Raw genomic sequence first — 21,537 nt, forward strand, 5'->3', positions numbered from 1 at the left:
GAGGACAAGATGTTAATTGGATCACACGTAAGTATGAGCGGAAAAAAAATGCTCTTAGGGGCAGCTGAAGAAGCGGCTAGTTATGGTGCCAGTACCTTTATGATTTATACCGGAGCGCCACAAAATACCCGCAGGAAAGCAATCGATGAAATGAATATTCCCGCTGGCGAAGCTTTTATGGAAGAGCATAATCTTTCCAATATTGTGGTGCACGCTCCGTATATTATTAATTTAGGCAATACAATTAAGCCAGAAAATTTTGGTTTTGCAACGGAATTTTTACGGGCTGAAATTGAACGGGCCGAAGCATTAGGTGCCCGACAAATTACGTTGCATCCAGGAGCCCACGTTGGCGCTGGTCCGGATGCGGCGATTCAGCAAATTGTTAAAGGCTTAAATGAAGTCTTGACGAAGAATCAAAAAGCTAAAATTGCTTTAGAAACGATGGCTGGTAAAGGGACGGAAGTCGGCCGCACCTTTGAAGAATTAGCACAAATTATTGACGGTGTGACGTTAAATGAAAAATTATCCGTGACCTTTGATACCTGCCACACCAATGATGCCGGATATAATATCAAAGAAGACTTTGACGGTGTATTAACTGAATTTGATAAGGTGATTGGCTTAGAACGCCTGCAAGTTTTGCATATCAATGATTCAAAAAATCCTCAAGGCTCCCATAAAGATCGCCATGCCAATATCGGCTTTGGCACGATTGGCTTTGATGCACTGAATAAAATTGTACACCATGAGAAATTTAGCGACGTTCCTAAAATTTTGGAAACTCCCTACGTCGGTGAGGACAAGAAAAATAAAAAAGCTCCTTATAAATTTGAAATTGAAAGTTTCAAGGAACAAACCTTTGACCCCGATTTATTAGAAAAGATTATGAATAGTTAATAGAAAAAAGAACTGCTTTGTTATCGCCAACCTTAAAAATAAGGTCGGTTAACAAAAGCAGTTCTTTTTTATTCGGGCGAATCTTTCAAGGAGGAATTTTCGGCCAATTTTTTTTGTAGTTGACGATCATAATTACGAGCAGCAGGGACGAGCCAAGTTGCGACACCACAGATAAGTGTGCCAATCCCGGCAATCATAAACAGTTTTTCTACCCCTAAAAAATCCGCTAGCGGTCCGGCAAAAATTAAACCGACGGGTCCGGTTAAACTGATTAAAGAATTTAAAACGCCTAAAATTCGGCCTAATTGGGCTGCTGGATAGCTTTGCTGAATCATCGCCATCAACATCGTATTAAAAAATGGTGTGGCGATGCCAGCAAAAGCGTTTAATCCGACAAACCATAAAAAGCCCGTTTGATTGCCCGGTAAAATACCGCCTAAACCAGTCGTGACACCAATTACGATATAAGAAATTAACACCGGCAGCATCCGATTTTTCCAATTTCCAAAAAAGCCGATTAGACTGCCGCCTAAGAGCATCCCGACTGAATAAATCACTTCAACTAAACCCGCTTGTCCAACGGTGCCATTAAAATACTGCATGGTCATTAGCGGGTACATACTGGCAGCCGGCATATAAATTAACGTGAAAGCCGCACCAATTAAGGTGATGTACCACAGCCCGCGATTGCTGATAAGTTTTTGAAAACCAAATTTAGTATCGGCTAAAAGCTGAATTTTTTCTCCCTGCGAGACAACTTTAGGAATACGCACTAAAATCATCAGGCTGACGCCGAAAACCGCACCCAATACATCCAACAAAATCAAAAGGTTGATCGGCACAACAGCGTAGAGAAAGGCCCCTAAGGCAGGAGCGATAATAAAATTGGCGGATTGGACCATGCCTAATTGACCATTGACTTTGGTCAGCTGATCTTCTGGAACCATCGTGGGCAAAATGGATTGAATTGTCGGCATTTGAAACGTTTGGGCCACCGAGCGCATCAACAGGGAAATAAAGACCAGCCACAAGGGAAAATGATTTGCCAAAGTGCCGGTGACAGCCAAAATAATGGCAAAAATTGACACTACAATATCTGTGATGATTAACAGACGTTTTTTATCCCAACGGTCAATTAGTGGGCCGACGAAAGGTGAGAGCAAAACCATCGGAAGCATACCTAATAAGGTAGCCAAACTTAAAACTGTTGCCGAGCCGGTTTCCCGGGTCAAATACCAAATGATTGCATATTGGACAATCATACTGGTGATACCGGAAAGGAATTGCCCGCTTAAAAAGATATAAAAATTTTTGCGCCAACCTTTTAAATCAAAATTAGTTTCCATAAATAACTCCTTAGGTGAATTAATTCAAGTTTAGCACAGCCAAAAGCCTTTGAGAAAGCTCTTTTAAAAAAGAAATAATAGAATTTTTGGCGTAAGTAAAAAATTTTGCTGTTTTCTCCTTGAAAAAATAAAAAGGCTGGCTTAGATAGAGGAAAAAATTTTTTTGGCTCCCTTGTTAAGAAGCCGCCACCTTCATGAGTGCACTTTTCGTACTTTGTGAGACACTTAGTAGACTAGAATATTTTAGCTACAGCAATTTTTTTTATTATTTTGCAGCAAAATACTTGCCTTAGAGTTCACTTCAAGTTGTATCCTTAGTTTATAAAGAGGTTCAAGGAGGTTTGCAGCGATGGCACAAACAAATATTTATATCGGCCAGCAAAAGTTCCCTATAGAATTATTGGATAGTCAAAGTGTGGCTGAATTTATCGCCACCAGTCCAGCAACAATCTTTTTTGAAAAAGATTGCCAAGCACAATTTCGGGCTCAGGCCAACGCCATTTCCCAAAATGGTCGAGTGATTGAAGAGGTGAACGCCGGTGATTTATGTTATGAACCGGCCAATTTACGTCTGTGGTTGTTTACGAAGAGTCAAAAGCTGCCTACAGATCGGCTGTTGATTAAATTAGGCAACACCAAGCAGGCTTGGCAAGCACTGGATCACGAACCAGAAATGTTGCTGAATAAAGTAATTGAATAAATAAAAAAACGGCTTTAGCGTTGTACCGCCGCCAAAAACCTATTTTTTGGCGGCGGTATTTTTATGCTCTGGCCGTTTTTTATCCTTTAACAAGCTATTTTTTCAGTCTCAGGCTGATTTTCTTCAGCAGAATCAGCTTGAGGATTAACTCTAAGTGCCTGTCTATGGGAATCGTGTAAAACATTTGAGACAAAGGCGCCGTAGTATTGATTTTTTAATTCTAATTCAATTTTGATTTTTTCTTCTTCGAGTAAGTTTCTTGTTTTTCTTTCAGTCATAATAGTTGCTCCTTTTTTAGTTAGACGGCCTGCGTTAAGTAAGCTTTTTTTCCAAATAGAATTGGCTTATTGCCGCTGTTGCGGGTGGTTAAGAAATCTTCAATGAAACGGACCAGCCGTTGTTCGACAAATTTATTTTCAAAATCCGGAGTGACAGCAATTTCACGAATTCTTCCCAATGAATTGGTAAAAATTTGCAAAGAGGCGGTACCGACAATTTGCTGTTGGTATCGAGCGACAAAGGTGATGTACTTTTGTTCTTTAAGGTAATTAATTTTACTGGGACTGGTTTGTTTTCTGAGGGAGACTGCTTCAAAAAAATCTTTGCTTAATGGTGTGGTTAATTGGATAGATAGCATCGTCTTCATCCTTTCTGGGTTGTTGATGTTTCTAGTGTACAAGTTGGAGTGGACTCGAAGTCAATAGGAATGCTCAGAAAAATTTCATTTTATTTTCAGCAGGTTTTTATCTTTCTAAGTTTAATGTTAATTGTGATGTGGAAGGGATAGCAAAAGTTTGCTTGACTTTGTTATACTCAGAATAAGAAGAAGCTTGGTAAATCAACAACTCAACCATCAGTTAAGTGCAAAAATCAGGCACTCAACGACTGCTCAATTGCCAGGCGCATGACCCGGAGGTAATCTGAAGATGGAATTAGGCCTAAAAATTAAAACATTACGCAGCACCAAAAAGCTGACTCAAAAACAATTGGCAGAAATTTTACATGTCACGCCTCAGGCTATCTCGAAGTGGGAGAACAATAAAAGTTATCCTGATTTGGAAACGCTACTGGCATTAAGTAATTATTTTCAGGTTTCGGTGGATGAACTCCTCGGTCAAAAACCGCCAACGATTTTGGAAAAGCTTTTTGGCAAGAAGGGGAGCCAGAAAATGGAAAAAGCAACGAAGATTACCCAGACACAGGAGCAGCCAAAGCAGATTATTATTTTTGATATTGACGCTAATTTTATGTTGGACGGTTTGATGTACAGCCAATTTTTAGCTACTAAAATGCAAAACTTAAGTAAAAAAGCCGGGAAAAATTATCAGGTTACGGCCCATTCAGCTGCTAAAATAAAAGCAGTAGGAGCAAAGGCCGATCTGATTTTACTGATGCCGACTTATGGATACGCGAAGGAACAAATTGAGGCGGATTTTCCAGAAACACCAGTCTTGGTTATTTCGAAAAAAGATTATGGTTTGTTGAATGCAGAGGGCTTGTTAGCAGAAGCTGAGCCGCTGTTGTCATAAAAAAACCGCTTAGCTGACAGCCCGTTAAAAAAGGGCAGAAAGCTAAGCGGTTTTTATTTTATTGGCTCACGACACTGATGTGCTCGTTTAAATGCTGTGGTTTTTCAATTTCATCCACCATGGCGATGGCATAATCCGCCATGCTAATCTCACTTTGACCTTGGCTATTCATCTTCATGCGGTCATCACTCAGTTGATAGTGACCAGTCCGAATTCCGTTTGGGTTGAAATAGGATGCCGTTGAAATATAAGTCCAAGTTAAGTCATTCGCTTTTTTCAAATCAACAAGAGCTTCATACATATTGTAGGCAGTCGGATAAAATGGTGCACTAGGGTCAACGCCGTCAATCATGCGTTCGCTGCGGTCTTCATCGATAAATAAAGAAGAAGTTCCGCCAATTACCAGCAATCGTGTTTTAGTACCCGTTAAGATTTTTACGAGATGCTCAACGGAAGTTTTGTGGAGCTCTTCATGACCGTTTGGGGCACGAAAGGCATCGACCACCACATCAAAGGGGGCTAAATCCTCCTGCGTTAAGGCAAATAAATCTTTTTTTAAATAAGGGACATCCAACTTTAAGCGTTCAGGGCTACGGACGATGGCCGTTACATCTAAATTGCGGCTGACGGCTTCCTTTAAAATTTCTGATCCGGCGTGACCAGTGGCACCGATTAGAGCTATTTTCATGATAATTCCTCCTTAAATAAAGCTTTGTCTTTATTGTAGGGAAGAAAAAAATTTAAGTAAAGCAAAGGGTCTTTTGGTAAAACATTTTGCTAGAAATAAAAGCTCACGGCTGATAGATGGCCTTAAAGTCCGGTAAAATCTCTTGAACTAAACTTTCGCTGACTGACCACAAACGTTCCATCGTGTTTAAATTGGTGGCTTTGGCTGCGAGTTTACGGCGTCGACCCTGGTCAAAGTATTTGCCAGAGACGGCAAATAAAGCAGGATCAGTTGCCAACTGAATCGCAGTTGCCGCGCCTTTTTCCGGAGTTAAAAACACCTTGGAAATAAAAGGTGCCGCTGCTAAATAGTCACCGCCAAAACGACTGGTGACACTAGTGTTAACAATTCCCGGATGTAAACTGTTAGCAGTTACTTGCGTGAAACGCAAGCGTTTAGCTAGCATTTCCGTAAAGAGAACGACAGCCAATTTGGAATTACTATAGGCTTTAACAAAGGAATAATGTTTCTCACTATTTAAGTCAGTAAAATTAATCTCGCCAAAACGATAAGCGAGGGAGGCGACATTGACAATCCGTGCCTGGGGAGCTTGTAAGAGCTGTGGCATTAACAAATTAGTCAAGGCAAAATGCCCCAGATAATGGACGCCAAACATTTCTTCAAAGCCGTCTTGGGTTTCTTGGCGTTTTGGTGGCAACACGCCGGCGTTATTCACTAGAATATCCAGCTGATTGTGCTGTGCTTGAAATTTATTCGCCAAACGCTCCAGACTCTGCAAATCTCCTAAATCGGCCTGCAAAATTTCCGCACTACCGCCGCTCTCTTTTTTGACCTGAGCTAAAGCAGCCAGTCCTTTGGCATAATTACGAATCAACATCACGACATGAATATTTTGTTTTGCTAAGGCAGTTGCAGTCGCCAAGCCCATTCCAGAGCTGGCACCTGTCACTAAAGCAATTTTTTTCATCCGAATCAATCCTTTCACTACTTTAAGCTTACAGTTTTATTTTTAAAATACAAAAAAGCAGTTCGTCTGATTGTCAAAAAAATTCCAATTAAAGTAAAAATCAAAAAAACTTCCCTGAATCATCAGCTTTGAGCCAATTTTTCCAGGGAAGTTCAACTTCGTTTTGCTTTAAATTTTTTACGACGAGGCTGCGACATTAGTTACAACGGAATGGATTTTTTCCGAAAAATATCTAGTGAGCATTACCAAATATTGAAAATTTACGAGGAGAGCCTAATAGACCACACTCGCACTTTCTGTCTTGCAGACCTACTGGACCGCAGAGACAAATACAATATATTTCGAGAGTCCATCTGTTCGTAAAACGAATGTCACAGCCACAGTTTAGCGATCTTTTCTAGCTCGTAAGGCAGATAAAATCGAAATCGTGTCAATACATTCTTGTAAAATAGCGCCAACCAAAGTGGGAATCACACCAAAACTCGCAATCAGCATCAGCACAACACAGATAAAAATCCCAATCAGTACTGATTGTTTGGCAATCTTCATCGTGTCTTGAGAAAGACGAACCGCCTCTGAAACTCTGGTTAAGTCGTCTTTTAAAATGACAGCATCGGCACTTTCACTAGCAGCAGTCGAACCATGTGCCCCCATGGCAATGCCGATATCGGCCATCGCCAAAGCTGGCGCATCATTCACACCATCACCCACCATAACGGCAGGGGAAACGTGCTGGGTCAAATCCTGAACGACCGAAATTTTTTCTTGGGGCAGACAGCCTGAATGAATTTCAGTGATGCCAACTTCTTGACCAATTTCATTAGCGATTTTAGGACCATCTCCGGTCAGCATCAGAATTCTTTGCAGACCTAATTGTTTTAAGTTTTGAATCGTTGCTTTGGCTTCAGGTCGAACGATATCTCTAAAGGTGATGTAACCGGCATAGTGATTGTCCAATGCAATGTAGACAACCGTTTGATCGGTTGTTAAATCAGTTGTTGAGTCGGTTGCCCCTGCAAAATCGGCTTTGCCAATTTTAATTTCCTGATTGTTAATCGTAGCCTGAATTCCTGCTCCGGTCACTTCTTCTAAATCTTGTACCGGCAGTAAAGAAATTTGTTGTTCTTTGGCGTGGGCAACCAACGAACGGGCTAAAATATGAGTGGATTCTTGTTCAGCACTGGCTGCTAAGCGAAATAAATCTTCAGCAGAAATACTTGTCGACGTTGGCTGAATGTGATCGACATAAAGTTTGCCCTCTGTTAAGGTACCAGTTTTATCAAAGGCAATGCTTTGCGCTCTGGCTAATTTTTCAATCGTGGTACCGGTTTTTACGACAATTCCGTTGCGGCTAGAACGACTCATGCCAGCAACTAAGGCAATTGGAGCCGCTAAAATTAGTGGACAAGGAGAAGCGACGACCAACACTTCAGCAAAACGCACTGGATCTTTTGAAACAAACCAAGCGACGCCACCGATTAGATAGGCAACAATCGTAAAAGGCACAGCGTAGCGATCCGCCAAGCGGACAAAGTGGGCGGGTTTCACCTCAGATTCTTTAACCAATTTAACTAGAGTTTGGTATTGACTATCAGCGGCGGCTTTAGTGACTTTGAAACGCAATGCTACATCGCCATTTAAGGAACCGGACATTAAATCGTCATTAACTTTTTTATCTATCGGTTTGGATTCACCAGTTAAAGAAGATTGGTCAACGGCGGACTCGCCTTCTGTCACAATACCGTCAACCGGCACCAGTTCACCGGGTTTCACCAAAAGCAAATCTCCAACAGCTACATCTTCTACGGCAATATCTTCAAGGGTATCTCCCTTCAGGCGATGGGCAACTTGCGGCGAATTATCTAAAAGAGAACGCAGCTCACGACTGGCTTGACCAGAAGCATAATCTTCTAAGCTATCGCCGCCAGTCAGCATAATTAAGACCATCAAGCTGGCCCAATACTGCCCGACAGCTAAGGTGGCGACAATCGCCGTGATGGCTAAAATATCGATGCCGTATTTGCCAGAACGGAGCGTTTCAATCATGCCGATAAACATGGAAATTGTTGTGACCCCACCCACAAGAACCACAATCCAGTAAGCAATGGTTGGTTGTTGAAAAATAAATTCCGCCGCCAAGGCAATTCCGCCAGCGATTAAAGTCACGATGAATTTTTTAAAATTACTCATGCAGACACCTTCTCATTTGATTTCGTAAATTAAGTGTAGCACCAAGAATTTTTAAATGATAACAAAAACATTTAAATGAAAAAGAGAATCATTAACAATCTATTTTAAAGAAGATTACTTTGTAATTATTATAATGAAGTCAAAAAGCCTAAGATTTTTTCGCAGCTTTTTTTGAAAATTGCTTTTCTTTTGCGGCGCTTTCTAGTACAATGTTTTCTTGAGAGTAACAGAGAAAGGAGCGATTTAGATGGTATCAACAGGAATTGTAATTTTAATTGCCGTAGTTGCCCTACTTGTGGGTGGCGTAGCCGGTGTTTTTATAGCACGTAAATTAATCAAGAGTGAATTAGAAAAAAATCCTCCCGTTAATGAGGAATTCTTACGTTCAATGATGGCTTCCATGGGTCAAAAACCTTCCGAGAAAAAGATCCGCCAAATGATGGCGCAGATGAAAAATAATTCTGGGAAATAAGCGTTTTTATACTAGGGGAAACTGATTGCCGAGAATAGACGGGCTGAATTTTTTCAGCCTGTTTTTTGTGCTTTCAAGACAATGGGTTAGGCAAAAAGTAACATGTATCAATAGGAAAATGAAAAATGAAGAGTTTGCATTTGCAGATGGAAAGAGGTGTCATATGTCGATTTATCGACGGTTAAGTTGGTTTTTTAAACGGGAAAAGAAAAATTATATTATCGGAGTGACGGCGCTGATTTTAGTGGCGTTAGCGCAGCTAATTCCGCCGCGAGTGATTGGGATTATCATCGATGAAATCAATCAACACGAGATTTCAATTCAACGGATTATGCTGTGGATTGGTATCTTAGTCGTGGCAGCATTAGCCCAGTATATTTTCCGCTTTGTTTGGCGGGGACGTATTTGGGGGGGAGCAGCTCGCCTGGAAAAGGATTTACGCGCGCAATTATTCGAACATTTTACTAAAATGGACCACGTCTTTTATCAAAAGCATCGGACCGGTGATTTAATGGCCCATGCTACCAATGATTTAAACGCCATTCAAAATGTGGCGGGGGCGGGGATTTTAACCTTTGCCGATTCGATTATCACCGGTGGAGCGACGATTGTCGCCATGGTTTTATTTATTGATTGGCGCTTGACCTTGATTGCCTTATTGCCGCTGCCCTTTTTAGCTGTTATGGCTCGGGTCTTGGGCAGTAAATTGCATGATGCCTTTCGGGATTCACAAGCAGCCTTTTCTGATATTAATGATAAGACTCAAGAGAGTATCACTGGGATTAAAGTCATTAAAACTTTCGGGCAAGAGCAGGAGGATTTAGCAGATTTCAATCAAAAAATTGACAGTGCGATTGTCAAAAATCGCCGCGTTAATTTACTAGATGCGTTATTTGATCCAGCCATTACAATTATTATTGGTGTTTCTTACGTGCTGACAATTATTGTCGGCGGGAATTTTATTATGGCCGATGAAATTACCATTGGTCAGATGGTCTCTTTTATCAGCTATATCGGCATGCTAGTTTGGCCAATGTTTGCAATTGGCCGCTTGTTCAATGTCTTGGAACGGGGCAGTGCCAGTTATGATCGGGTGAGCGAATTATTAGCAGAAAAAACCCATATCGAAGAAAAAGCAGATGGTGTGCAGACACCAGCCCATGGCCGTGTGAATTTCGAGGTAGCTAATTTTAAATATCCAGATGATGAGAGAAATACTTTGGAGCAAATTAAATTTGTAATTGGTGAAGGTAGCACTCTTGGAATTGTTGGAAAAACCGGTGCAGGTAAGACCTCGATTTTGAAATTATTGATGCGGGAATACGATGATTACCAAGGGAAGATTACCTTTGGGGATGTGGATGTCAAAGATTATTCTTTGGATGCCTTATTGAAATCAATCGGCTATGTTCCTCAAGATCACTTTTTATTTTCGATGACGGTTCGGGACAATATCCGCTTTGCTAATCCTGATTTTACTGAAGAGCAAGTGGAGGAAGCTGCCCGTTTAGCTTTTGTGGATGAAGATATCAAAGGGTTTTCAGAAGGGTATGACACGATGGTCGGCGAGCGGGGCGTTTCCTTGTCCGGTGGTCAAAAGCAACGCTTGTCTATCGCACGGGCGCTAATTGTCAATCCAGAATTATTGATTTTAGATGACGCTTTATCAGCAGTCGATGCGAAAACAGAAGAAGCAATTTTGAAAAATTTAAAAAGCTATCGTTCAGATAAAACGACAATTATTTCCGCTCACCGCCTAAGCAGCGTGATGCATGCGCAGGAAATTATTGTCATCGATGAAGGCCGAATTGTTGAACGGGGCAATCATGAGGAGCTGCTAGCTTTAGACGGTTGGTATAACCAAATGTGGCGTAAACAACAATTAGAAGCCAAAATTGAAGGGGGGGAGTAAGATGGAAAAATATCAATCCGAATGGACAAAATCGATGCCGATGAAAGAGCAGGTGACCTTGGTCAAACGCCTGTTGAAATTTACTAAGCCTTTCCGTAAATCTTTTTATGTGGCGATTATTTTTGCCCTCTTGCTTTCCGTGATCAATGTTCTCTTACCAAGAATTATCCAAACCTTTATGGATAATTATCTGACGAATCAAACAGCTACCACGCAAGTTATTTTCTTTTTTGCCGGCTTGTATTTCTTAGGGACCGTCATCAAAGCAATTGTCTGGTTTTTCCAGTGGTTCTTATACAATATGGCGTCTTTAAAAACCTATCAGTCAATCCGCAGCCAGCTTTTTGAAAAGCTGCACACTTTAGGGATGCGCTATTTTGACCAGACACCAGCCGGTTCGATTGTCTCACGGGTCACCAATGATACAGAGACGTTGTTTGAATTTTGGAATGTCTTTTTGATGGTCTTAACGGGGATTTTTGCTGTGGTAACTTCTTTTATCGCCATGATGCAAATCAATACCAAAATTGCTCTATTAAATCTAGTTTTCCTACCGGTGCTTTTTGGAATTATCTGGTACTATCAAAAATTTAGTTCCCGCATTTACCGGAACATGCGGGAAAAACTCAGCCAGCTAAATACAAAATTGAATGAATCAATTTCTGGTATGCAAATCATTCAGCAATTCCGCCAAGAAAAACGTCTCGAAAAGGAATTTGACGAGACGAATGTCGAGTATTTAGAAACTCGCTACAATATGATTCGCACCAATTCCTTACTGCTGAGTCCGGTGATTAGCTTTCTTTATGCGCTGGCAGTAGCGGCTTCATTAACAGTCTTTGGCTTTGATGCGTTGCATTCACCAGTAGAAGTGGGGCTGATTTACGCCTTTACGACTTATATTCAAAGCTTCTTTAATCCAATGTCTCAGATGATGGATTACTTAAGTATCTTTACCGATGGTTTGGTTGCCGGTAGCCGTATTTTGCGAATCATGGACACAGAGGAATACACACCAGCGCAAAATCCAGAGGCGGATGGCGAAATTCTCTTAGGTAAAATTGAGTTTCGCAATGTTAGTTTTTCTTATGACGGCAAGCATAATGTCTTAAATAATATTTCCTTTGTTGCCAATCCTGGCGAAACAATTGCTTTAGTCGGCCATACCGGTAGCGGGAAAAGCTCGATTATCAATGTCTTAATGCGCTTTTATGAATTTTATGAAGGTGAAATTTTAATTGATGACCGCAACATTCGTGATTTTCCGATGGAGGAACTTCGGAAAAAAATGGGCTTGGTGCTGCAGGATGCCTTTATGTTTTATGGCGACATCTCCAGCAATATTCGCATGATGAATCCTAACATCACCGACAGTGAAATTGTCGCAGCTGCCAAATTTGTCCAAGCCGATGGATTTATTGAAAGCCTGCCAGGAAAATATCATGCGAAGGTCATTGAACGGGGCGCCAGCTATTCCAGCGGGCAGCGCCAGCTGATTTCGTTTGCTAGAACAATTGTGACGAATCCGAAGGTCTTAATCTTAGATGAAGCAACTGCAAATATCGATACGGAAACTGAAGGGCTGATTCAAGAAGGTTTGGCCAATATGCGTCAAGGCCGGACAACGATTGCCATCGCCCATCGTTTGTCGACGATTAAAGATGCCAATTTAATTTTAGTTTTGGAAAAAGGTCATGTTGTTGAACAGGGAACCCATGACAGTTTACTAGCTGAAGATGGTTTATATAGCGACATGTATCGTCTACAAAATAATGAGTTTTAATAATGAGTAAATAAAGTAAAAGTTTTGCTTTTCTAGTCGTTGGACTGTGGGAAGCAAAACTTTTTTTTGTCAAAATAAAGTTAGATTGACAAGAAAAACGGCACGGGCTATTATTTTGTATAGAGAAAAATAATTCTAGAGAAAAAAATTTATGTGAAAGCGTTGACAAAGCATAGCAAGAAGTTTACAATAAATTTAACAATTTATGTGGATAGTGATTGCTTTGGCAAGCTAAACCTGGTATTGTTCTCGTTTATTTGGCGACTTTTGCGCCATGAGAATAATATGAGGTTCTTTTTGACGAGGAGGGTTCTTATTGGTTATTGAAAAGATTCTCAATAACAATGTCGTAATAACAAGAGATGAGCAGCAAAACGAAGTCATCGCCATGGGTCGCGGGCTGGCCTTTCAAAAAAAGATTGGTGAAAAAATTGAAGCCGACAAGGTCGACAAAATTTATCGCCTAGCCGACAATGCGATTTCCCAAAAGTTTCAAGAGCTTTTGGCGGAGCTGCCCTTGGAGTATTTGAACACCACCGATGAGCTGATTAATTATGCCAAGCAGCAATTAAATACTGAATTGAACGAATCCATCTATATTTCCTTAACCGACCATATCCACACGGCGATTGTGCGGCAGAAAAAAGGCATTGTTGTAAAAAATGCCCTGCTGTGGGATATTAAACGCTTTTACCCGAAGGAATTTCAAATTGGAGTGAAGGCTTTGGAAAAGATTGAAGCAGAGTACGGTCTGCGTTTACCAGAAGATGAAGCCGGCTTCATTGCGCTGCATCTGGTTAACGCCCAGGCGGAAAATGACAGTTTGAATGATACCTATGAGCTGACTAAAATCATGCAGGATATCATGAATATTGTGAAGTATTATTTTAAAACTTCCTTTAATGAGGATTCGGTTTATTTTTATCGCTTTACCACGCATCTACGCTTTTTCATTATGCGGATGCTGTCAAACTCGCCTCACTCCGGTGAGTCTGATGAAGATTTATTAGAACTGGTCAAAATCAAATACCGCAATTCCTTTGAATGCGTCAATCGAATCGATGAGTTTTTAAAGGAAAAATACTATTATGAAATGACCGACGACGAACGCCTTTACCTAACCATTCACATTGCACGTTTGATGGAGAAGGGTTAATAAAGATATTTATTTCAATTAAAGGAGGCCCGTAGTAGTTTCCCACTTGGTCAGGGGAAGAGCAAATTGACCAAATTTTGGATAGTGACATTCAGTTGGCTAAACCTTCAAAAATTTTAAAAAACAAATTATTGGAGGAAAACAAAATGGGTAAATATCATGATTTAGCAGCAAAGATTGTAGATGAAGTAGGGGGCAAAGAAAACATTAATTCTTTAACCCACTGTATTACACGGCTTCGTTTTAAATTAAAAGACGAAGGCAGGGCAAACGACGACACCTTGAAAAATATGGACGGCGTGGTAACTGTAATGAAAAGCGGCGGCCAATATCAAGTCGTAATCGGCAACCATGTGCCAGCCGTTTATGAAGATGTGATTGACATTGCCGGTATTTCTGACAGTACCTCAAGTGAAGGTGGCAAAGACGGCAATATTTTCAATCGTCTAATTGATTTACTGAGTGGGGTCTTCCAGCCTTTCTTAGGTGCGATGGCTGCGGCCGGTATGGTTAAAGGTTTAAATGCTTTGTTAGTCTTTTTAGGTTCTCTTGGTTGGTTTAATTACACCGCTACTGGCGGTACGTATATTATGTTGAATGGGATCGGCGATGCAATTTTTTATTTCATGCCTGTCATTATTGGCTACACTGCCGCGAAAAAATTCAACCTACAGCCAATGGTCGGTCTTGTAATCGGGATGGCTCTAGTCTATCCAAACGTCCAATCTTCTGCTTTATCCGCTCTAGCTACTGACGGTGTTGCAGGATACAGCTTGTTTGGTTTACCAGCCTATACAACCTTCTTAGGTATTCCATGGGTGGGTGGTTCATACACAAGTTCTGTAGTACCAGTTATCTTTATTATTGCTTTAGCAGCACAAATTCAAAAATTAATGAAACGCATTATTCCAGAAGTAGTGCAAACTTTCTTGGTACCGTTTTTCGTCTTATTAATTTCTTTACCAATCGGTTTTTTAGCAATTGGTCCAGTTATTTCAATGGCAACTGATTTATTAAGCTCAGGCTTTACTGCTTTGATGAACTTCTCACCAGCGCTATATGGTGCGATTTTAGGTTTCGTTTGGCAAGCGTTGGTTATCTTTGGTTTACACTGGTCTGTTGTGCCATTGGCAATTTTACAAATTACTCAAGATGGCTTCTCACAAGTGCTTTCCGCTTCATTTGGTGCCAGCTTTGCCCAAACTGCGGTTGTCTTTGCAATGATGTTCAAATTGAAAGATAAAAAATTAAAAGCCTTGACTATTCCAGCGATTATTTCTGGTATCTTCGGCGTAACTGAACCGGCAATTTACGGGATTACTTTACCGAAGAAAAAACCTTTTGTCTTCTCAATGATCGGTGCTTCTGCTGCCGGCGCTTACTTGATGATGAATAACTTAACTGCTTACACAATGGGCGGCTTAGGTGTCTTTGGTTTACTAAATTACATTAATGGAACCGATGCAAGTGGTGTGATGACTGGTGTGATTGGGATTGCTATCGCAGCGGTAATCGGTTTTGGTTTAACAATTGTCTTTTGGAAAGACGATTCAGTTATGGCAGACGTTGAAGTAGATGTTGATACAACAGTCAAAATCAAATCGAAAAAAGAAATCATCACCTCTCCTGTACAAGGAACTGTCGCTCCATTAAGTCAATCAAAAGATGAAGCTTTTGCGTCAGGCGCTTTAGGCAAAGGTGTGGTGATTACCCCAACAGAAGGTAAAGTTGTGGCACCTTTTGACGGAACTGTCATGACCTTGTTCCCAACAAAACACGCAATTGGTTTAGTTTCTGATGATGGCTTAGAATTATTGATTCATATCGGCATTGACACTGTGCAATTGGATGGTAAATATTTTGAAAGCTTTGTTAAACAAGGCGACCGGGTGACACCAGGTCAAACGCTCGTAACTTTTGATAAAGATGCCATTGAAAAAGCTGGATTCAGTACAGAAATTCCAGTGATTGTCACGAATTCCGGGGACTACTTGGATGTGTTAGAACCAAGTGTGAAGGAAATCAATTTCAATGACGAATTTATCACGGCTTTAAATCTATAATAAAAAAGGGCTCAAGCTCAGAAAAATCAGCTTGAGTCCTTATTTTTTGAGGACTAATTGGGGATCCACGAGTCAGCAGCCGTTACCTCTTGATTTTCTTTAATGAAATCAATGTCGCTGGTGCGGGTATCGAAGGCCTGTCCCAAAGTAATTAAATGTTGCAGGTTTTTTTGATAATGTTCCGAAAAGACAGCAGCATACAATAAATCCAGTAAATAAACGATTGACGTATTGCTGGAAAAGTTGCCGATTTTCGAATAAAGTTTCTCCCGCGTCGTAATTCGCAGGACGGCATCGCTGTGATCTGCCAAATAATTATTGCCAATGGTGGTAATCGCAATCACCGGCACCTGATTTTTTTTGAAAATCGGCAACAGTTTTTTGGCCATGTTACTTTCACCTGAATAAGAAATTAGAATGGCACAGTCTTGAGAACTGAGATTATAGGCTTCATAAAAACTGTCATAATTGACTTCTGCTAAAGCGACAGAAAAGCCTAGCCGATTCATTTTTAAAATGAAGTCTTGGGCAATCAAGGAGTTGCCGCTGGTTGCAAAAATCCGGATTTTTTTGGCCAAAAGTAAAAATTGCTTGGCTTGTTGCAGCTGGTCGTGATGCAAGAGACTATAAGTATCTTCGATAGTTGCTTGTTCTAAATTCGCTAATTTTTTAGCGATACTCATGACACCGTCGCTTTCACTGAAGGGTAGATTCCAGTCGCTGGCGGTAAATTGATTATTCAAATACTGCCATTCTTCTAGAAAGGCCTCCCGCAGTGCCAGCCAGCCTTCAAAATCCATTTTTTTGGCGAGCCGGATAAAAGTGGAGGGATGGGTAAAAGTTTTTTTAGCTAATTCCTGCACCGTTAATTGATTTAAGTTTTCTGGTTCTGCCAGCATAAAGTCTGCTATCGTTTTTTCTGAAGGGGATAGCTTTGCGGCTTTTAATTTTTCTCGTAGTAACATCTGCTCACCTCTATTTACAAAAATGTTAAATTAATGATAATGATTTGTAAAGGTTTTTTTAAGTGAGTTTACAAAAAAAGTCGATAATTTAGTTGTTTGTATATGATATTCGCAAATTTTTTCTAATTTCGCTAGCAATTTTGTAAACGATTTACCTAAAATCATAATTTCTATTGTAGAAGTCATTTACTTAGGTGATAATCATTTTGTAAATAAAAAGAAGGAAGTGACAGCATGAAAGGAATTAAAATTGCGACTATTGGTGGAGGAAGTTCTTACACACCAGAATTAATGGAAGGTTTTATCAAACGGTATGATGAGCTGCCGATTTCAGAAATCTGGTTGGTAGACGTTGAAGCAGGAAAAGAAAAATTAGCAATCGTTGGCGCTATGGCACAACGGATGTGGGATGCTTCTCCTTATGATGTGAAAATTCATTTAACTTTAGATCGTGAAGAAGCCTTAAAAGATGCTGATTTTGTCACAACGCAATTCCGTGTTGGTCAATTAAATGCCCGGATTAAAGACGAAAGAATTCCCGCTTACTACGGTATGTTAGGTCAAGAAACCAATGGTGCTGGCGGTATGTTCAAAGCCTTTAGAACGGTGCCAATTATTTTAGAAATTGTTGAAGATATGAAACGTCTCTGTCCAGATGCTTGGTTGGTCAACTTTGCTAACCCAAGCGGCATGGTAACAGAAGCTGTTGTTCGCTATGGTAAATGGGACCGAGTTATTGGCCTGTGTAATGTACCTGTGATGGCGATGATGGTGGAACCAGAAGCTTTAGGTGTTGAAAAAGATGATTTAATTTACAAATTTGCTGGTTTAAATCATTTCCATTGGCATAAAGTTGCTGATAAAAATGGCAACGACATCACGTTGAAATTAATTGAAAAATTATTCACTGAAGATGCTGGCTTACCGAAAAATATCTTTGATGTTCCATTCTTTATTGAACAATTAGAACAAATGAAAATGATTCCGTGCGGTTACCACCGTTACTATTACCGGGAAGAAGAAATGTTAGACCATGCCCTTGAAGAATATAAAACAGTAGGCACACGGGCTCAACAAGTAAAACAAACCGAAGCAGAATTATTTGAACTTTATAAAGATCCAGAATTAAATTACAAACCAGAACAATTACAAAAACGTGGCGGTGCGTATTATTCAGATGCAGCTTGTGAAACAATTGCCTCAATCTATGGCAATAAAGAAACACAAATTGTCGTATCAACTAAAAACGACGGTGCCGTACCAGACCTACCAGCTGATTGTGTTGTGGAAGTAACTGCCTATGTTGGCGCTCAAGGTGCCCGCAATGTTGCCTTTGGTTCATTACCACCAGCAGAACGTGGTTGGTTGCAAGTGATGAAGAACATGGAATTATTAACGATTGAAGCAGCCGTTACTGGTGATTACGGCACTGCCTTACAAGCTTTCACAATTAATCCGCTAGTGCGCTCAGGAGCAACTGCCAAACGCATTATGGACGAATTATTTATCGCCCACAAAGATTATCTGCCACAATTCAGCGAAACAATTGCTAAATTAGAAGCAGAAGGCATCACTGTACAAGATGAAATTGCGAAAGATTTAGTCTAAAGGTCAATTTTTTTCCACAGAAAAAGAATATTTGACCAGTAAAGTAAATAATGTACTAAATATTTTAAATCAAGTTAGGAGCACAAATTCATGGCATTTAGAAAAGATTTTTTATGGGGCGGCGCAACTGCTGCCAATCAATGTGAAGGCGGATATAACGAAGGCGGCCGTGGCTTAGCCAACGTGGATGTTGTGCCAATCGGCAAAGACCGCTTCCCAATTATCGCCGGTGAAATGAAAATGTTCGACTTTGATGATGAACATTTCTATCCAGCTAAAGAATCGATTGATATGTATCACCGTTTCAAAGAAGATATCGCTTTGTTTGGCGAAATGGGCTTTAAAACCTACCGCTTATCGATTGCTTGGAGCCGGATTTTCCCAAATGGTGACGAAAAAGAACCAAATGAAGATGGCTTGAAATTCTATGAAGATTTATTTAAAGAATGCCATAAATATGGCATTGAACCATTAGTAACCATCACACACTTTGATTGCCCAATGCATTTAATCAAAGAATACGGTGCATGGCGCAGCCGTAAATTAGTCGGCTTTTACGAAAATCTTTGCCGCGTGATTTTCAACCGCTACAAAGGCTTAGTAAAATACTGGTTGACATTTAACGAAATCAACATGATTTTACACGCACCATTTATGGGAGCGGGCCTCTACTTTGAAGAAGGCGAAAATAAAGAACAAATCAAATATCAAGCAGCTCACCATGAATTAGTTGCTTCTGCAATTGCTACAAAAATTGCCCATGAAGTGGATCCAGAAAATAAAGTTGGCTGTATGTTAGCTGCCGGTAATTTCTATCCTTATACTTGTAAGCCAGAAGATGTTTGGTCAGGGATTCAAAAGGATCGGGAAAATTATTTCTTCATCGACGTGCAATCTCGTGGCGAATATCCGGCCTATGCCTTGAAGGAATTAGAACGTAACGGCATCAAGATTGAAATGGAAGAAGGAGATACGGAAATTTTGAAGGAACACACTGTTGACTTCATTTCCTTCTCTTATTACTCTTCACGGGTAGCAACAACCGATCCAGAATTATTGGACCAAACAGCAGGCAATATTTTTGCCTCTGTCAAAAATCCTTACCTAGATGCTAGTGAATGGGGCTGGCAAATCGACCCTCTTGGCTTGCGCATCACGATGAACCAAATGTACGATCGCTACCAAAAACCATTATTCGTTGTTGAAAATGGTTTGGGGGCAGTAGACACTCCAGATGCTAACGGTTATGTGGATGATGATTACCGGATTGAATACATGAAGGCCCACATCGAAGCGATGAAGGATGCTGTAGAACAAGATGGTGTTGATTTATTAGGCTACACTTCTTGGGGCTGTATTGATTTAGTTTCTGCCGGCACTGGCGAAATGAAAAAACGCTATGGCTTCATCTACGTTGACCGGGATAACGACGGCAACGGCACCTTAGCTAGAAGCAAGAAAAAATCATTTGATTGGTACAAACAAGTTATCGCATCAAATGGCGAAAATGTTGAAAATATCAAAAGATAAGTATAACTAAACAAAGAAAAGGCGGTGACGGCTGCCTTTTCTTTGTTTAGCAAATTTTTAAAAGCGTTTTTCTCGTTTATAAAAAATATTGAAGGAGCACAACTATGGGATTTCCAAAAAACTTTTTATGGGGCGGTGCCACCGCTGCTAATCAATACGAAGGCGGCTATCTATCCGGCGGTAAAGAACCCAGCACCTTAGATGCCATCACTGGTGGCAGTCACACAGAGCCACGGCGGATCACCTTTAAAACAAAAGAAGGCCAGCTTGAATCCGTTACGAGAGAGCATCGACTGCCAGAAGGAGCAGTCGGCTATATTGATCCGGATTTATATTATCCGAGTCATGTGGCGACCGATTTTTATCATCACTATAAAGAGGATATTGCACTATTTGCAGAAATGGGTTTTAAATGCTTCCGTTTATCAATCAACTGGTCACGGATTTGTCCTAAGGGCACTGATGAAGTCAATGAAGAAGGCCTCGCTTTTTATGATGCAGTCTTTGATGAATTAAAAAAACACAATATTGAACCAGTCGTGACTATCAATCATTTTGATATTCCAATGTATTTGGCGGACAATCTTGACGGCTGGAGCAATCGCAAAGTCATCGACTATTTCTTGTTCTTCTGCGAAACGATTTTCAAACGCTATAAAAATAAAGTCAAATATTGGATGACCTTCAATGAAATTAATTTTCTGCGCAGTTGGACTCAAATTGGTATCCATGATAATTCTAAACAAGCCAAATTCCAAGCAGCTCATCATTTATTTGTCGCTAGCGGCAAAGCAGTTCAACTGGGACATGAAATCAATCCTGAGTTTCAAATCGGCATGATGGTGGCTTATATTCCAAGCTACCCGATGTCTTCGCGCCCTGAGGATGTTTTGGAAGCCTTGCAATTTAATCGTGACCAAGAATTTTATATTGACGTGCAGGTCAAAGGCTATTACCCAGCTCATAAGCTAAAAGAATTTGAGCGGGAAAACATTATCATTGAAAAAGCTCCTGGGGATGACGAAATTATCGCTAACGGAACCGTCGATTATATTGGTTTCAGCTATTACATGTCGACAGTCTCTTCTGCCAATCCAGAAAATGTTAAGTTTGTCGGCGGCAATCAAATGCCCGCCGTTAAAAATCCTTATTTAGCAGAATCAGAATGGGGTTGGGCAGTTGATCCGCTAGGTCTACGGATTTCTTTAAGCAAATTGTATGACCGCTATCACATTCCGTTATTTGTGGTGGAAAATGGTTTTGGTGCTGTCGACGTTGTTGAAGCTGATGGCAGCATTAATGATGACTACCGCATTGATTATTTCCAAAAACACGTCGCTGCCATGAAGGATGCGATTGATTTAGATGGTGTTGATCTAATCGGCTACACACCATGGGGCTGTATTGATTTAGTTTCCGCCGGCACCGGTGAGATGAAAAAGCGCTATGGTTTCATCTATGTTGACCTAGACGACAACGGCCACGGCAGCTTAGCCCGCAGCCGTAAAAAATCCTTTACCTGGTATCAAGAAGTGATTGCCAGTAATGGTGAGAAGATTTAAACAAGCTAAATTAATTAGCGCTATGAGCTAAGCTGACAGAAAAGTTTTCTTTCTAATTGAAAATAGTTACCACAAACTAATTTTGAAAATGAATTAGTTTGTGGTTTTTTTTTATTAAAGAGAGAGTTGCTATCTGTTGGACTCATAGTGCTTTTTTTGCTGGTAT

Annotated in this window: 18 protein-coding genes; 11 read left to right on the forward strand and 7 right to left on the reverse strand. The window is 40.5% G+C overall.

The features are described from left to right. The first annotated feature begins 9 nt into the window (after positions 1–9). Positions 10–900 carry a deoxyribonuclease IV gene (locus AC1Z3S_RS10675; protein WP_461740367.1) on the forward strand — a complete coding sequence of 297 codons (891 nt, stop codon included), beginning with the start codon at positions 10–12 and terminating at the stop codon, positions 898–900. A gap of 68 nt (positions 901–968) precedes the next feature. Here the strand turns inward: AC1Z3S_RS10675 and AC1Z3S_RS10680 are convergent, their stop codons facing one another. Continuing rightward, complete coding sequence (locus AC1Z3S_RS10680; RefSeq protein WP_461740368.1) at positions 969–2,246, reverse strand: MFS transporter; 1,278 nt, start codon at positions 2,244–2,246, stop codon at positions 969–971. A gap of 349 nt (positions 2,247–2,595) precedes the next feature. On the opposite strand from AC1Z3S_RS10680, the gene AC1Z3S_RS10685 reads away from it, so the two are divergent. Then, complete coding sequence (locus AC1Z3S_RS10685) at positions 2,596–2,946, forward strand: cyclophilin-like fold protein (protein WP_461740369.1); 351 nt, start codon at positions 2,596–2,598, stop codon at positions 2,944–2,946. An 86-nt stretch (positions 2,947–3,032) separates the two neighbouring features. Here AC1Z3S_RS10685 and AC1Z3S_RS10690 read toward each other — a convergent pair whose 3' ends face one another. Both AC1Z3S_RS10690 and AC1Z3S_RS10695 read right to left on the reverse strand, forming a co-directional pair. Next, positions 3,033–3,224 carry a hypothetical protein gene (locus AC1Z3S_RS10690; RefSeq protein WP_461740370.1) on the reverse strand — a complete coding sequence of 64 codons (192 nt, stop codon included), beginning with the start codon at positions 3,222–3,224 and terminating at the stop codon, positions 3,033–3,035. A gap of 20 nt (positions 3,225–3,244) precedes the next feature. After that, a complete protein-coding gene (locus AC1Z3S_RS10695) occupies positions 3,245–3,583 on the reverse strand; it encodes a GNAT family N-acetyltransferase (RefSeq protein ID WP_461740371.1) in 339 nt (112 codons plus the stop codon). A 289-nt stretch (positions 3,584–3,872) separates the two neighbouring features. Between AC1Z3S_RS10695 and AC1Z3S_RS10700 the strand changes: the two genes are divergently transcribed. Then, positions 3,873–4,475 carry a helix-turn-helix domain-containing protein gene (locus AC1Z3S_RS10700; protein WP_461740372.1) on the forward strand — a complete coding sequence of 201 codons (603 nt, stop codon included), beginning with the start codon at positions 3,873–3,875 and terminating at the stop codon, positions 4,473–4,475. A gap of 58 nt (positions 4,476–4,533) precedes the next feature. Here the strand turns inward: AC1Z3S_RS10700 and AC1Z3S_RS10705 are convergent, their stop codons facing one another. From AC1Z3S_RS10705 to AC1Z3S_RS10715, 3 genes are all read right to left on the reverse strand, one after another. Beyond that, positions 4,534–5,163 (reverse strand): NAD(P)-dependent oxidoreductase, encoded by a 630-nt coding sequence (locus tag AC1Z3S_RS10705; RefSeq protein ID WP_461740373.1) that lies wholly within the window; start codon positions 5,161–5,163, stop codon positions 4,534–4,536. Positions 5,164–5,266: 103 nt separating this feature from the next. Continuing rightward, entirely contained in the window at positions 5,267–6,130 is an 864-nt protein-coding gene (locus AC1Z3S_RS10710; RefSeq protein ID WP_461740374.1) for an SDR family oxidoreductase, read from the reverse strand. A 384-nt stretch (positions 6,131–6,514) separates the two neighbouring features. After that, entirely contained in the window at positions 6,515–8,320 is a 1,806-nt protein-coding gene (locus AC1Z3S_RS10715) for a heavy metal translocating P-type ATPase (RefSeq protein ID WP_461740375.1), read from the reverse strand. 247 nt (positions 8,321–8,567) lie between these two features. On the opposite strand from AC1Z3S_RS10715, the gene AC1Z3S_RS10720 reads away from it, so the two are divergent. The 5 genes from AC1Z3S_RS10720 to AC1Z3S_RS10740 all read left to right on the forward strand — a co-directional run bounded on the left by AC1Z3S_RS10720 (position 8,568) and on the right by AC1Z3S_RS10740 (position 15,706). After that, positions 8,568–8,792 (forward strand): YneF family protein, encoded by a 225-nt coding sequence (locus AC1Z3S_RS10720; RefSeq protein ID WP_265458938.1) that lies wholly within the window; start codon positions 8,568–8,570, stop codon positions 8,790–8,792. Between the two features lie 163 nt (positions 8,793–8,955). Beyond that, the gene (locus AC1Z3S_RS10725; protein ID WP_461740376.1) at positions 8,956–10,704 is read left to right on the forward strand and encodes an ABC transporter ATP-binding protein; all 1,749 of its coding nucleotides are present in this window, start codon (positions 8,956–8,958) and stop codon (positions 10,702–10,704) included. A 1-nt stretch (position 10,705) separates the two neighbouring features. Next, entirely contained in the window at positions 10,706–12,487 is a 1,782-nt protein-coding gene (locus AC1Z3S_RS10730) for an ABC transporter ATP-binding protein (RefSeq protein ID WP_461740377.1), read from the forward strand. 316 nt (positions 12,488–12,803) lie between these two features. Then, the gene (gene licT / locus AC1Z3S_RS10735) at positions 12,804–13,643 is read left to right on the forward strand and encodes a BglG family transcription antiterminator LicT (RefSeq protein WP_461737879.1); all 840 of its coding nucleotides are present in this window, start codon (positions 12,804–12,806) and stop codon (positions 13,641–13,643) included. A gap of 146 nt (positions 13,644–13,789) precedes the next feature. Next, on the forward strand, positions 13,790–15,706 hold the full coding sequence (locus AC1Z3S_RS10740; protein ID WP_461740378.1) for a beta-glucoside-specific PTS transporter subunit IIABC: 1,917 nt from the start codon (positions 13,790–13,792) through the stop codon (positions 15,704–15,706). Between the two features lie 53 nt (positions 15,707–15,759). Here AC1Z3S_RS10740 and AC1Z3S_RS10745 read toward each other — a convergent pair whose 3' ends face one another. Continuing rightward, positions 15,760–16,671, reverse strand: a complete 912-nt coding sequence (locus AC1Z3S_RS10745; protein ID WP_461740379.1) for a MurR/RpiR family transcriptional regulator — start codon at positions 16,669–16,671, stop codon at positions 15,760–15,762. A gap of 234 nt (positions 16,672–16,905) precedes the next feature. On the opposite strand from AC1Z3S_RS10745, the gene AC1Z3S_RS10750 reads away from it, so the two are divergent. The 3 genes from AC1Z3S_RS10750 to AC1Z3S_RS10760 all read left to right on the forward strand — a co-directional run bounded on the left by AC1Z3S_RS10750 (position 16,906) and on the right by AC1Z3S_RS10760 (position 21,371). After that, positions 16,906–18,279 (forward strand): 6-phospho-beta-glucosidase, encoded by a 1,374-nt coding sequence (locus tag AC1Z3S_RS10750; RefSeq protein ID WP_461737876.1) that lies wholly within the window; start codon positions 16,906–16,908, stop codon positions 18,277–18,279. A 90-nt stretch (positions 18,280–18,369) separates the two neighbouring features. Continuing rightward, positions 18,370–19,809 carry a 6-phospho-beta-glucosidase gene (locus AC1Z3S_RS10755; RefSeq protein WP_265458945.1) on the forward strand — a complete coding sequence of 480 codons (1,440 nt, stop codon included), beginning with the start codon at positions 18,370–18,372 and terminating at the stop codon, positions 19,807–19,809. A 104-nt stretch (positions 19,810–19,913) separates the two neighbouring features. Beyond that, positions 19,914–21,371: a glycoside hydrolase family 1 protein gene (locus AC1Z3S_RS10760; protein ID WP_461737875.1), complete on the forward strand. Its 1,458-nt coding sequence runs from the start codon at positions 19,914–19,916 to the stop codon at positions 21,369–21,371. Positions 21,372–21,537: the final 166 nt, after the last annotated feature.

This window comes from Enterococcus sp. LJL90 (assembly GCF_056924355.1).